The sequence below is a fragment of the Albimonas pacifica genome, from assembly GCF_900113695.1.
Classification (GTDB): Bacteria; Pseudomonadota; Alphaproteobacteria; order Rhodobacterales; family Rhodobacteraceae; genus Albimonas; species Albimonas pacifica.
In genome coordinates, this window is sequence record NZ_FOQH01000007.1 from 245,764 (window position 1) to 258,880 (window position 13,117).

The following is a 13,117-nucleotide window of genomic DNA, read 5'->3' on the forward strand; positions in this document are numbered from 1 at the left end:
CCGTTTGCTTCCCCGGGGCTGCGCCCCGGCTTGCCGTTTCGGCCGATCAGTCCTCGGCCTTCCTCTCCCGCTGCAGCACGACGGCGAGAATGACGATCACGCCCTGGATCGCGCCGTTGAGATACGGGCTGACGATCGAGGCGAGGTTCAGGATGTTGTCGATCAGGCTCAGGATCAGGACGCCGACCACCGCCCCCCAGACCCGGCCGAAGCCGCCCTTCAGGACCGTGCCGCCGATGATGACGGCGGCGATGGCCTCCAGCTCCCACAGCACGCCGGTGGAGCCGGAGGCGGAGCCGAGGCGCGGCACGTACATGATCGTCGCCACCCCCACCAGCAGCCCCAGCAGGGCGTAGGTGGCCATGCGCACCCGGTCGACGCGCACGGCCGAATAGCGGGCCACCTGCTCGTTCGCGCCGATCGCCGCGCAATGCCGCCCGAAGGGGGCCGAGCGCATCGCCAGCTCGCCGAGGATCGCCACCAGCGCGAAGACCAGGATCGGCCAGCTGATCCCGAACGGCCCGTCGTAGTAGACCGGCCGGTAGAGCGAGCGCAGCTCGAAGTTCAGCGACAGCGTGCCCCCGTCCGCGAGCCAGGTGGTCAGCGAGCGGTAGACCCCCATCGCCCCCAGCGTGACGATGAAGGGCTCGATCCTGACCCGCGCGATCAGCGCCCCGTTGACCATGCCGGCGGCGAGCCCGGTCAGCAGGGCCACGAGCATCCCCAGCACGATGGTGAAGACCGAGACGCCCAGCGGCTCGATCATCGCGTTCATCGCCAGGATCGTGATCCCGGCCGTGAACGCCGCCATCGACCCGACCGAGAGGTCGATGCCCCCGGCGGTGATCACGAAGGTCATCCCGACCGCGATGATCCCGATGAAGGCGGATCGGGCGAGCACGTTCTGCACGTTCCCCGCCGACAGGAAGTTGTCGTTGAGGAACGCCCCCAGCGCGATCAGCGCCGCCAGCGCCAGGATCGGCCCCAGCACATGCAGGTTGATGCGGCGGCGGGGCCGGGGGGCGGCGGCCGTCGGGCCGGTATCCGTCTGGGCGGCATCCGTCTGGGCGGCGGTCATGCGGGCTCGGGCTCCTTCTCGTCCAGGCCCATGGCCAGGCGCAGGATCGCGGATTCGGAGATCGCCTCCCCCTCCACCTCGCCGGCGACGGTTCCGCGGTGCATCACCACGACCCGGTCGGCGAGCCCGATGACCTCGGGCAGTTCGGAGGAGACGACGATCACGCTCTTCCCCGCCGCGGCGAGCGCGGCGATGAAGGCGTAGATCTGGGACTTGGCGCCGATGTCGACGCCGCGGGTGGGCTCGTCGATGATGACGATGCCGGGGTCGGCGAGCAGGGTCTTGGCGATCAGCAGCTTCTGCTGGTTGCCCCCCGAGAGCCCGCCGGCGGTCATGGTCAGGTCGCGGGCGGCGATGTCGTATTCCTTCACCGCGCGCGCCAGCGCCTGCACCTCGGCCTTCTTGTCGATCCGGACGCCCCCGCGGGTGAAGTCGTCCAGCGCCAGCAGGGTCAGGTTCTGCGACAGCGGAAAGCCGAGCAGCAGGCCCTTCTCCTTGCGGTCCTCGGTCAGGTAGACGAGGCCGGCCTCGCGGGTCGCGCGGGGGTCGCCGGTTTTCACGCGGCGGCCGAAAACATCGATCTCGCCAGACGCATCGCGGAAGCCCGCGACGCCCTCCATCAGCTCGGTGCGCCCGGCGCCGACGAGGCCGGCGAAGCCCAGCACCTCGCCACGGCGCAGGCGGAAGCTGGCGTTTTTCGCGTGCCCCGGGACGGTCAGGCCGCGGACCTCGAGAACGACTTCGTCGCCGGGCACGGCCTTGGGCGGGAACAGGTTCGACAGCTCGCGGCCCACCATCGCCTCGGCCATGGCGTGTTCCGTGAAGCCTGTCGCCTCGCGGCAGGCGACGCGATGGCCGTCGCGCAGGACGGTGACGCGGTCGGCGATGCGGGCGACCTCGCCCAGCTTGTGGGAGGTGTAGAGGATCGCGCAGCCCTCGGCGCGCAACCGTTCGATCTGCTCCAGCAGCACGTCGGTCTCGCGGGCGGTCAGGACGGCGGTCGGCTCGTCCATGATCAGCACGCGGGCGTCCTGGCCCAGCGCCTTGGCGATCTCGACCATCTGCCGCTCAGGGACGGAAAGGTCCCGGCAGCGCAGCCGCGGGTCCACCTTGCAGTCGAGCCGCGCCAGCAGGCGGCGGCACTCGGCCTGCATGTCCTTCGAGCGCAGGAACGGCCCGCGCTTCCACTCGCGGCCGAGGAACATGTTCTCCTCGACCGAGAGCGGCATGGCGAGGTTGAATTCCTGGTGGATCAGGACCACGCCCGCCGCCTCGGCCTCCCGGTGGGAGGCGAAGGAGACCGGGGTCCCGTCCACCTCCAGCCCGCCCGAGGAGGGCGCGAGATAGCCGCCCAGGATCTTCATCAGCGTCGACTTGCCGGCCCCGTTCTCGCCGATCAGGGCGTGGACCTCGCCGGGGCGCAGCTCGAAATCGACGTCGAACAGCACCTGGTTGGGGCCGAACAGGCGCGAGACGCCCTTGGCGGCGAGGATCGGGGCCCCGGTCACGGCAGCCTCGTCCACTTGCCGTCGCGCGAGGCGGAGTCGACGCAGGCCTCGACGAAGCGCACGCCGGTCAGGCCGTCGGCGACGGTGGGAAGCAGGCCGGTCGGCGCCTCGCCCGCCCGCTTCGCGCGGATCGCGGCGGCGGCCTCGCGGTAGAGGTTGGCGAAGGCTTCGAGATAGCCCTCGGGGTGGCCGGGCGGCACGCGTTGCAGGTCGGTCGCGGCGGGGCCGGAGGTGGCGCGGGTCATCAGCCGCGGCGCCTCGCCCAGCGGCGTGGCGATCAGGTGCTCGGGCGCCTCGTGGCTCCACTCCAGCCCGCCCTTGTCGCCGTAGAGGCGGAGCGTCAGGCGGTTCTCGTTGCCCGGCGCCACCTGGCTGCACCACAGGCCGCCCTTGGCGCCGGAGGCGTAGCGCATCAGCACGCGGGCGTCGTCGTCCAGCTTCCGGCCGTCCACGAAGGAGGTCAGGTCGCAGGAGATCGCCTCCGGCCGCTCGCCGGCCACGAAACCGGCGAGGTGGAAGGCGTGGGTGCCGATGTCCCCCAGCGCCCCGCCGGCGCCGGAGCGGGCGGGATCGGTGCGCCACTCGGCCTGTTTCGACCCTTGCGTCTCCACCGCGCTCGCCAGCCAGTCCTGCACGTACTCGACCTGCACGCCGCGCAGGCGGCCGATGAAGCCGTCCTCGACCATGGCGCGGGCCTGCCGGATCATCGGATAGCCGGAGTAGTTGTGGGTGAGGACGAAGAGCGCCTCGGACCGCTCCGCCTCGCCCGCCAGCTTCTTCGCCTCGGCGGCGGTGGCGGTCATCGGTTTGTCGCAGATCACGTGGATGCCACGACGCAGGAAGGCGCGGGCGGGGGCGAAGTGGAGGTGGTTGGGGGTGACGATCGCCACCGCCTCGATCCCGTCCTTCAGCCGCGCCTCGCGCTTGGCCATCGCTTCGAAGTCGTCGTAGACCCGATCCGGCGAGAGCCCCAGCGCCGCCCCGCTCTCCCGCGCCCGCTCAGGCGTCGAGGAGAGGGCGCCGGCGACCAGCTCGAATTCCCCGTCCATGCGCGAGGCGATGCGGTGCACGGCGCCGATGAAAGCGTCCTTGCCGCCGCCCACCATGCCCAGGCGGATGGGGCCGGAGCGGCCTGCGAAACGGCTCATCGCGGCTTTCCGTCGATCAAGATGTCGGTGAAGATCGCGGATCCCGGGTTCATCCGGATGCCCCAATCGCGGTTGGCTCGCAGAAAGGCAGCCGCTTCCTCACTTGTCTCGAAGGAGAGAGACTCGCCTGCGTCGTTGCAGCTTGGCGGAAAGCAACGATACCCTGCGAGCTTCCCGTCCGCCCCCGGCTTCCTGCCCTTCATGTAATAGGCCCGGCAGGGCTCGCCCTTGTCGTTGACGGCCGTGATCTCGGTCATCGGTCCAGCCCCAGCATTTTTCGATTGGCGGCCATGTCGGCCCCGCCGTCGGCGAAATCGTCGAAGGCGCGGTCGGTGACGCGGATGATGTGGTCGCGCACGAACTGCGCGCCCTCGCGGGCGCCGTCCTCGGGGTGCTTGAGGCAGCATTCCCACTCGACCACCGCCCAGCCGTCGAAATCCATCGCGGCGAGCTTCGAGAAGATCGCCCCGAAATCCACCTGCCCGTCGCCCGGGCTCCGGAAGCGGCCGGCGCGGTCCACCCAGCTCTGGAAACCGCCGTAGACGCCCTGGCGGCCGGTCGGATTGAACTCGGCGTCCTTGACGTGGAACATGCCGATGCGCTCGGCGTAGTCGTCGAGATGGGCCACGTAGTCCAGGCACTGCAGGACGTAGTGGCTGGGATCGTAGAGCATCTTCGCGCGGGGATGGTTCGCGACGCGCTCGAGGAACATCTCGAAGCTGGCGCCGTCGTGCAGGTCCTCGCCGGGGTGGATCTCGTAGCAGATGTCCTGGCCGAGCTCCTCGGCCGCATCCAGGATCGGGCGCCAGCGGGCGGCGAGCTCGTCGAAGGCGGCCTCGACCAGGCCGGCGGGGCGCTGCGGCCAGGGGTAGAGATAGGGCCAGGCCAGCGCGCCGGAGAAGGCGGCGATCCGGTCCAGGCCGAAATTGCGCGAGGCCTGCAGCGTCAGCTTCATCTGCTCGACCGCCCAGTCCTGCCGCGCCCTGGGCTTCCCGCGCACGGCGGCCGGCGCGAAGCCGTCGAAGGCGAGGTCGTAGGCGGGATGGACGGCGACCAGCTGGCCCTGGATATGGGCCGAAAGCTCGGTGATCGCGACGCCCGCCTCGGCCGCCTGGCCGGCGATCTCGTCGCAATAGTCCCTGGAAGAGGCGGCGCGGACCAGGTCCAGGAAGCGGCCCTCGCCCGAGGGGACCTGCACGCCGGCATAGCCGCATCCGGCCGCCCAGCGGGTGATCCCCTGCCAGTCGTCGAAGGGCGCCTGGTCGCCGGCGAACTGCGCCAGGAACAGGCCGGGGCCCTGGATGGTCTTCACATGCGCCTCCCTGCGCCGCGCGCCGTTGGACGTGGATTCGGCGCTGCAATCGTTTGCACCGGAAGCTTGCAGAGGATGAAATCGTTTACAACCCCCTTTGCGCAGGCCAGATTGGCCGCGAACCGCAAGGGAGGCCCACGAGCGCGGATGAACGGAAGACCGGTCACGATCCAGGACGTCGCGCGCGAGGCCGGCGTCTCGACGGCCACCGTCAGCCGCACGCTCTCCAAGCCCTCGGTGGTGGCCAAGCCCACCCGGCAGGCGGTGCTGCGCGCGGTGCAGAAGACCGGCTACCAGGTGAACCACCTGGCGCGGAACCTGCGGCGGCAACGGACGGGGAGCGTCATCGCGCTGGCCCCGAACCTCGCCAACCCGTTCTTCAGCCAGATCCTCGCGGGCATGTCCGCGGTGCTCAGCGCGCGCAACTACGGGCTGCTGATCGCCGACACCCAGATGGGGCCGGACCCCGACGAGAGGCTCCGGCGGTATCTGGCGAGCGGCATGGCCGACGGGCTGGTGCTGTTCGACGGCGGGCTCTCGCCCGCCGCGCTCGACGTCCCCGGCCGCCCGCCGGTGGTCGCGGCGTGCGAGTGGCTGGCCGCCGACCTGCCCTCGATCCGCGTCGACAACGCCCATGGGGCGGCGCTGGCGGTGGACCACCTCGCCGGCCTCGGCCACCGCCGCATCGGCCATGTCACCGGGCCGCGGACCAATGTGCTCGCCCGCGCCCGCAAGGCCGGCTGGCGCGAGGCGATGGCGCGGCGCGGCCTGCCCGCGCCCGACGCGTGGCTCTTCGAGGGCGATTTCTCGATGGACAGCGGCGCGCTGGCGGCCGAGCGCTGGGCGGCGGCGCCCGACCGGCCCACGGCGCTGTTCTTCGCCTCGGACGAGATGGCGGTGGGCTTCCTCGGGGCGCTCCGCCGGATCGGGGCGCAGGCGCCGCGCGACGTCTCGGTGGTGGGCTTCGACAACATCGAGGTCTGCGCCCATCTCTCCCCCGCGCTCACCACCATCCGCCAGCCCCGCACCCTGATCGGCGAGCGCGCAGCCTTCCTGCTGCTGGAGCTGATCGCGGGCGGAACCGGCGAGGGGATCGAGGGCCTGGTCGAGGTCGAGCTGGTGGTGCGCGACTCCACCGCCCCACCCGTCTGAGCGCCGCGGCGGTTGCCGGGCCGGGGGCATCGGGTGCACACAGAGGGTGCCCCAGCGAGCCAGCCAGGACCGACCCGATGACCCTGATCCGCCCCGACGACATCGTGGAAAGCGTCCGCTCGGCGCTGCAGTACATCTCGATCTACCACGCCCCCGACTATCTCGAGCGCCTGGTCGAGGCCTGGCATGGCGAGCAGAGCGTGCCGGCGAAGAACGCCATCGGCCAGATCCTGGAGAGCGCGCGCCTCGCCGCCATCGGCCGCCGCCCGATCTGCCAGGACACCGGCATGGTCACGGTGTTCGCGAGGCTCGGCCAGGGCGCGCGCATCGGCGGCGACCGCCCGCTGGACCAGCTGATCAACGAGGCGACCCGGCTCGCCTATCTCGACGCCGGCAACCCGCTGCGCGCCTCGATGGTGCGCGACCCGCTGTTCGAGCGGACCAACACCCGCGACAACACCCCCGCCGTCACCCATGTCGAGCTGGTGGCCGGCGAGACGCTGGAGCTGATCGTCGCCGCCAAGGGCGGGGGGTCGGAGAACAAGGCCCGCTTCACCGTCCTCAACCCCGCCGCCTCGGTCGAGGACTGGGTGGTCGAGACGGTGGCGGGCCTCGGCGCCGGCTGGTGCCCGCCCGGCGTGATCTCCATCGGCGTCGGCGGCAGCGCCGAGAAGGCGATGCTGCTGGGCAAGCGCGCCGCCCTCGATCCCATCGACATGGGCCGCCTGCTGAAGGAGGGGCCCTCGAGCCGGATCGAGGAGATGCGCCTCGACCTCTACCACCGCATCAACGGGCTCGGCATCGGGGCGCAGGGGCTCGGGGGTCTCGCGACGGTGGTGGACGTGAAGGTGGCGACCTATCCGACCCATGCCGCCTCGAAGCCGGTGGCGCTGATCCCGCAATGCGCCGCCAACCGCCACGCCCACCTGACCCTGACCGGCGAGGGGCCGGTGCACCTCGCCCCCCCGCCCCTCTCCGCCTTCCCCGAGATCACCACGGTCGCCGCCGGCGCCGACGCGCCGCGCCGGGTGAACCTCGACACGCTGACGAAGGAGGAGGTGGCGGGCTGGAAGATCGGCGAGACGCTCCTCCTCTCCGGCCGCCTCCTGACGGGCCGCGACGCCGCCCACAAGCGCATCGCCGAGACGCTGGCGAAGGGCGAGGACCTGCCCGTCTCCCTCAAGGGCCGGGCCATCTACTACGTCGGCCCCGTGGACCCGGTCGGCGACGAGGTCGTGGGCCCCGCCGGCCCCACCACCGCCACCCGCATGGACGGGTTCACCGACATCATGCTCGACCAAGGCGTGCTGGCGATGATCGGCAAGGCCGAGCGCGGGGCCGCCACCATCGACTCCATCGCCCGCCATGGCGCGAGCTACCTCGTCGCCGTCGGCGGCGCCGCGGTGCTGGTGGCGAAAGCGGTGCGCGAGGCGCGCCTGCTGGCCTGGGAGGACCTCGGCATGGAGGCGATCCGCGAGTTCGTGGTCGAGGACATGCCGGTGACCGTCGCCGTCGACGCCGCCGGCGCCTCCGTCCACCGCGAGGGCCCCGCCCGCTGGCGCCGCCCCGCCCCGGCCCCCGCCGAGGCCTGACGCCCCCCTCAGCCTCGCCGTCCCGCGCGCCGCTCGTCGCCAGGGCGCCCCCGTGGCCCCCAGAGGCGCCCCGGGCTTGACCCGGGGCCTCTCCCGACGCGGCGGCCCGCCCGCCCGACGTCGCCCGGACCTGCCCGCGGCCCCAGGGGCGCGCCCCGGGCCCGACCCGGGGCCTCCGCGACGCCGACCGCGGGCGCGGCCTTCCCCGCTCCGGCGCCGACCGCGTCCCATGGCGTCCCAGCCCGGGCCTCCCGGATCGCGGCCGTCCGGCGCCCCCAATCGACCGGCGGCAGGGACGTCTTGCCTCGCGCCTGACCGGCCGGCAGGCACGGTTCCTTCTTTCATCGCTCGGTTAACCCGACTATCACTCAGGGCCGAACACGTCCGCCCGCGGCGTCGGAATCGACCCCGGCCCGGACCCGACAGGAGAGGAAACGTCATGGCCGAGGCCTATATCGTGGATCACTGCCGCACCCCGCGCGGCATCGGCAAGGTCGGCAAGGGCGCGCTGGCGGACATGCATCCCCAGCACCTGGGCGCCGCGGTCCTGTCCGCGCTGCGCGACCGCAACAACCTCGACACCGCCAAGGTCGACGACATCATCTGGGGCACCTCGAACCAGACCGGCAGCCAGGGCGGCGACCTCGGCCGCATGTCCGCGCTCGACGCGGGCTACGACGTGCGCGCCTCGGGCGTGACGCTCGACCGCTTCTGCGGCTCGGGCCTGACCGTCGCCGCGCTGGGCGCCTCCACCGTCATGGCCGGCTGGCAGGACGTGGTCATCGCCGGCGGCTGCGAGATGATGTCCTACTCCTTCTCGCCCGAAGGCCGCCGCAAGGTCGGGCTCGACGGCGGCAACATGCGCCTGCGCGACCTGCACCCGCAGGTGGCCCAGGGCGTCTGCGCCGACGCCATCGCCTCGATCGAGGGCATCTCGCGCCTCGCCACCGAGGAGCTGGCCGTCGAATCCCAGCGCCGCGCCGCCCAGTCGCTCGCCGACGGCCGGTTCGAGAAGTCGCTGGTCAAGGTCTACAAGGCCGACGGCACGCTGGCCCTCGACCACGAGGAGTTCCCGCGCCCCCAGACCACGCTCGAGACCCTGGCGGCCCTGAAGCCCTCGTTCGAGGCGATGATGGACTTCCCCCTCGACGAGACCGGCGCCACCCATGGCGAGCTGATCCGCCGCGCCTATCCCGACCTGAAGATCGAGCACATCCACCACGCCGGCAACTCCTCGGGCGTCGTGGACGGCGCCGCGGCCATTCTCGTGGCCTCGAAGGAGGCCTGCGAGGCCAACGGCTGGAAGCCCCGCGCCAAGATCACCACCGCGGTGAACATCGGCGACAGCCCCGAGCTGATGCTCAACGCCCCCGTCCCCGCCGCCCGCAAGGCGCTGGAGCGGGCCGGCCTGACGCCGGACGACATCGACCTGTGGGAGGTAAACGAGGCCTTCGCCGTGGTCGCCGAGAAGTTCATCCGCGACTTCAAGCTCGACCGCGACAAGGTCAACGTCTGCGGCGGCTCGATCGCGCTGGGCCACCCGATCGGCGCCACCGGCGCGATCCTGATCGGCACCCTGATCGACGAGCTGGAGCGCCAGGACAAGCACCGCGGCCTGGTCACCATGTGCGCCGCCGGCGGCATGGCCCCCGCGCTGATCATCGAGCGTCTCTGACCCCCGGCCGCCCTCGCGGCCCTGACGATCCCGGCGCGGCGCCCCCTCGGGCGCCGCGCCTTTTCGTGCCCGACGGCCGGGCCGCGAGCCCCGCGCCCAGCGCGATCAGCCCGAGGCCCGCCGCCTCGCGCGGGCCCGGCGTCTGCGCGAAGAGCACGGCGCCCCACAGGGCCGCGAAGCCGAGATAGGCGGTGTCGAAGACGCCCACAACCGGCGGCGGCGCGAGGCGATAGGCCAGCGCCACCGCCGTCGCGATCACCGCCAGCATCGCCCCCAGCGCGCCCGCCAGCGCCCAGTCCGCCGGCCCCAGCCGCGGCCAGAGCGCGAGGACGAAGCCCTCCCCCGGCCCGAGGATCGCGATCCCGCCCAGCGCCGCGGCGGCCACGAGCACCAGGCAAAGGTTCAGGGTCAGCGCCATCGCCCCCGCCGTCTCCTCGCGGCAGCGCCGCCAGGACACGACGCCGGCGAGCGCATAGAACACCGCCGCCGCCAGGGGCCACAGGATCGCCGGCGTCACCGCCCCCACCGGCCCGATCGCCAGCGCGGCGCCCGCCAGCGTCAGCCCCGCCGCGGCCCAGCCGCGGGGGCCCACCGGCTCCCCCAGCGCGCGCGTCATCAGCGCCATCCAGGCGGGCGCGGTGTAGTGACAGGCCGCCGCCAGCGCGAAGGACATCGCGGGCAGGCCGGCGTAGTAGCACAGCCACATCCCCGCCAGGCACAGGCTGCGCGCCCAGACCCAGCCCGGGCGGACCAGCCGCAGCCCGCGCCGGCCCCGCGTCGCCAGCAGCCACCCCGCCAGCAGCACCGCCGCCACGGCCGAGCGCAGCAGCACCAGCTGCGCCAGCCCGAACCGCTCGCCCGCCGCCTTCGCCAGCGCGTCCGAGAACGACAGCAGCAGCACCGCCGCGAGGATCGCCGCGATCCCGAGCCGGGGGCCGTCCAGGGTTCGCGCCGCTTTTCCGATCCATGCCATCAGGGATGGAAAGCGCGGATCGCCTCCGGCATAAAATGACTTCCTCGCCGCAATCCATGAGTCTCAGGAATGGATCGCCTGCCGCCCCTCGCCCGCCTGCCCGCCTTCGAGGCCGCCGCGCGCCACGAGAATTTCTCGCGCGCCGCCGAGGAGCTGGGCCTGACCCAGACCGCCGTCACCAAGCAGATCGCGGCGCTGGAGGCGGACCTCGGCCGACCGCTGTTCGAGCGGCGCAACCGCGCGGTGTTCCTGACCGAGGCGGGCCGGGCGCTGGCCCGCGTGGTGGCCCCCGCGCTCGCCGACATCGCCGCCGAGACCGCCCGCCTGCGCGGCGACCCGGCGCCCGGCGGCCTGGTGCTGCACTGCCAGCTCTGCGAGGCGTTCTACTGGCTGATGCCCCGCCTCGCCCGCTTCCATGAGCGCCATCCCGCCATCGAGGTCCGTGTGGTCGGCGCGCTCGCGCCCCTGACCCAGGCGCCCGAGCCCTTCGACGTGGCGATCCAGACCACGGGGCGGCCCGCCGGCTCGGCTCGGCTGGCCTTCGCGGCGGCCGACGAGGTGTTCCCGGTGGCCGCCCCGGGCCTGACGCCGCCGGTCCCGCCGGAGGCGCTGGCGGGGCTGACGCTGCTTTCGCACCGGGCGCTGCCGCAGGACTGGATGGACTGGCCCGACTGGTTCGCGGCCCTCGGCCTGCCTGCGCCGCGGCCCGGCCGGGTCCGGGACTTCGACAGCTTCCCCCTGGTCCTGCAGGCCGCCGTCGCCGGCCAGGGCGTGGCGCTCGGCTGGCGGCGCACGGTCGAAGGGCTGATCGCCGAGGGCAAGCTGGTCCGGGTCTGCGCGGAAAGCGTCCACCGCCCCGCCGAGATCTCGGTGTTCCGCGGGACCCGCCGCGGCGGGCACGCGCAGACCGACGCCCTGCTCGCCTGGCTGCACGAGGAACTGTCGTCCTAGGCGCGCCGGGGGTCCGGCGCGCCCGGCCTCGCGCAAGGACGGCTCAGGCGGGGATGTTGGCGAGGATCCGCCGCGCCTTCTCCAGCAGCGGCTTGTCGACCATCTTGCCGTCCACCCGCACGGCGGAGCCCGCGGCCTCGGCCATCGCGGCCTCGATCCGGCGGGCCCAGTCGATCTCGGCCGCGGAGGGCGAGAAGCCCGCGTTCACCGGCCCCACCTGCGCGGGATGGATGCAGAGCTTCGCGCCGAACCCCAGCCCCCGCTTGCGGCGCACCTCGGCGGTCAGGCCGGCGGCGTCCTCCAGCTCCACCCGCACCCCGTCCACCGGCGGCGGCAGCCCGGCGAGGCGGGAGGCGAGCACGATCTCGAACCGGGCGGGGTCCAGCCCCTCGTCCGGCGGGTCCATGCCCATGTCGGCGGAGAAGTCGAGGTTGCCGAAGGCGAGCCGCGCCACCCCCGGCGCCCGCGCCCCCTCGCGCGCCGAGGCCAGGCCGGCCGCCGACTCGATCAGCGCCAGCAGCGGCCGGCCCGGCAGGCGGGCGGCCACGGCGGCCAGCGCCGCCGGCTCGGCCTTGGGAACCATCGCCGCGGTCTCGGCATAGCAGGCGAGCATGGCGAGGTCGTCGTCGAACCAGGGCGTGCCCTGGCCGTTGATGCGCACCAGCCCGGCGCCGCCGTCGGCGAGCCAGCTGGCGACATGGGCGCGCGCCTCGTCCTTCTGCTCGGGGCCGACGGCGTCCTCGAGATCGAGGATGATCGCGTCGGCGCCCGAGGCCGCGGCCTTGGCGAAGCGGTCCGGGCGCTGGCCCGGCACGAACAGGTAGCTGCGGGGATCGGCCATCGGATCAGCCCTCGAACCGGGCGGAGGCCTTCATGCACAGCTCCCCCTCCGGCCCCCGCGCCCACATCTCCAGCACGCCCGGCGTCTCGCCCGCGGCGGCCTCGAGCTGGAAGGGGCGGTCGACGAAGATCGGCGACATGCCGCGGAACTCGAACCCCGCCAGCCGCCGGTCGGGGCGCAGGCCGACGGCCAGCGCCTGCAGCAGCGTCGCGGTCAGGGGGCCGTGGAACACCAGGTCGCGGTAGCCTTCCTCGTGGATCGCGTAGGGGCGGTCGTAGTGGATGCGGTGGCCGTTGAAGGTGACGGCCGAGTAGCGGAACAGCAGCACCGGGTCGGGGGTGATGATCTCGGAGTGCTCGGCCCCCTCCGGCGCCGGCGCTGGCTTCGGCGCCGGCGCGCCGGGCTCGGGCGGGGCGCGGTAGACGATGTCCTGCTCCTCGTCGATGCACAGCACGCCGCCCGCCGAATAGCGGTGGCGCACGGTGACGAAGCACAGGCGGCCGGAGCGGCCGGACTTCTCCGAGACGTCGAGGATCTCGCTCTCCCGCTCCGCCTCGGCGCCCACCGGCAGGGGGGCGTGGTAGGCGATGCGGCTGCCTGCCCACATCCGCCGCGGCAGGCCGGTGTCGGGCAGGAAGCCGCCCAGCCTGGGATGGCCGTCGTGGCCGATCTCCGAGCGCGGCGCGGCGCCGTTGAAGAACAGCCACTGCCAGCCGTGCGGCAGCGCCTCGCCCTCGCCCGGCGCGGCGGTGTCGAGCGTGGCGGCCATGGCGGCGACGCGCACGGCGTCGATCGCCTCGGCCTTCGTCTCCCTGCGCCCGATCGCGCCCGAGGGGTCCTGCGCGGTTGCTGTCGTCGCCATCCCGTCTCTCTTTTCTCTGTGGCCG

General features: G+C 73.2%; 12 protein-coding genes. 4 read left to right on the forward strand and 8 right to left on the reverse strand.

Annotated elements, in window-relative coordinates; genetic code table 11:
- Positions 1-46 precede the first annotated feature (46 nt).
- The 5 genes from BM064_RS16495 to BM064_RS16510 are packed head-to-tail and all read right to left on the reverse strand — an operon-like array spanning position 47 to position 5,046.
- Positions 47-1,078, reverse strand: a complete 1,032-nt coding sequence (locus BM064_RS16495) for an ABC transporter permease (protein WP_092861272.1) — start codon at positions 1,076-1,078, stop codon at positions 47-49.
- A complete protein-coding gene (locus BM064_RS16500) occupies positions 1,075-2,586 on the reverse strand; it encodes a sugar ABC transporter ATP-binding protein (protein WP_092861274.1) in 1,512 nt (503 codons plus the stop codon). The genes BM064_RS16495 and BM064_RS16500 overlap by 4 nt, the downstream gene beginning before the upstream one ends.
- Complete coding sequence (locus tag BM064_RS16505) at positions 2,583-3,734, reverse strand: Gfo/Idh/MocA family protein (protein ID WP_177236298.1); 1,152 nt, start codon at positions 3,732-3,734, stop codon at positions 2,583-2,585. Before BM064_RS16505 ends, BM064_RS16500 begins: the two co-directional genes overlap by 4 nt.
- Positions 3,731-3,991: a hypothetical protein gene (locus BM064_RS26955; RefSeq protein WP_143103355.1), complete on the reverse strand. Its 261-nt coding sequence runs from the start codon at positions 3,989-3,991 to the stop codon at positions 3,731-3,733. Before BM064_RS26955 ends, BM064_RS16505 begins: the two co-directional genes overlap by 4 nt.
- On the reverse strand, positions 3,988-5,046 hold the full coding sequence (locus BM064_RS16510; RefSeq protein WP_092861276.1) for a sugar phosphate isomerase/epimerase family protein: 1,059 nt from the start codon (positions 5,044-5,046) through the stop codon (positions 3,988-3,990). Before BM064_RS16510 ends, BM064_RS26955 begins: the two co-directional genes overlap by 4 nt.
- 147 nt (positions 5,047-5,193) lie before the next feature.
- Here BM064_RS16510 and BM064_RS16515 point away from each other — a divergent pair, with 147 nt between their 5' ends.
- The 3 genes from BM064_RS16515 (at position 5,194) to BM064_RS16525 (ending at position 9,465) form a co-directional block, all read left to right on the forward strand.
- Positions 5,194-6,198, forward strand: coding sequence for a LacI family DNA-binding transcriptional regulator (locus tag BM064_RS16515; RefSeq protein ID WP_092861278.1), 1,005 nt, complete (start codon positions 5,194-5,196; stop codon positions 6,196-6,198).
- Positions 6,199-6,275: 77 nt separating this feature from the next.
- Entirely contained in the window at positions 6,276-7,790 is a 1,515-nt protein-coding gene (locus tag BM064_RS16520; protein ID WP_092861280.1) for a fumarate hydratase, read from the forward strand.
- Positions 7,791-8,229: 439 nt separating this feature from the next.
- Entirely contained in the window at positions 8,230-9,465 is a 1,236-nt protein-coding gene (locus tag BM064_RS16525; RefSeq protein WP_092861282.1) for an acetyl-CoA C-acetyltransferase, read from the forward strand.
- Here BM064_RS16525 and BM064_RS16530 read toward each other — a convergent pair.
- Positions 9,449-10,438 (reverse strand): DMT family transporter, encoded by a 990-nt coding sequence (locus BM064_RS16530; RefSeq protein WP_092861284.1) that lies wholly within the window; start codon positions 10,436-10,438, stop codon positions 9,449-9,451. The genes BM064_RS16525 and BM064_RS16530 overlap by 17 nt on opposite strands.
- A 69-nt stretch (positions 10,439-10,507) precedes the next feature.
- Here BM064_RS16530 and BM064_RS16535 point away from each other — a divergent pair, with 69 nt between their 5' ends.
- Entirely contained in the window at positions 10,508-11,389 is an 882-nt protein-coding gene (locus tag BM064_RS16535) for a LysR family transcriptional regulator (protein ID WP_092861286.1), read from the forward strand.
- Between the two features lie 43 nt (positions 11,390-11,432).
- On the opposite strand, the gene BM064_RS16540 is transcribed toward BM064_RS16535, so the two are convergent.
- Positions 11,433-12,230: an HpcH/HpaI aldolase/citrate lyase family protein gene (locus tag BM064_RS16540; RefSeq protein WP_092861288.1), complete on the reverse strand. Its 798-nt coding sequence runs from the start codon at positions 12,228-12,230 to the stop codon at positions 11,433-11,435.
- A gap of 4 nt (positions 12,231-12,234) precedes the next feature.
- Complete coding sequence (locus BM064_RS16545) at positions 12,235-13,092, reverse strand: HTD2 family dehydratase (RefSeq protein ID WP_092861290.1); 858 nt, start codon at positions 13,090-13,092, stop codon at positions 12,235-12,237.
- Between the last annotated feature and the right edge of the window lie 25 nt (positions 13,093-13,117).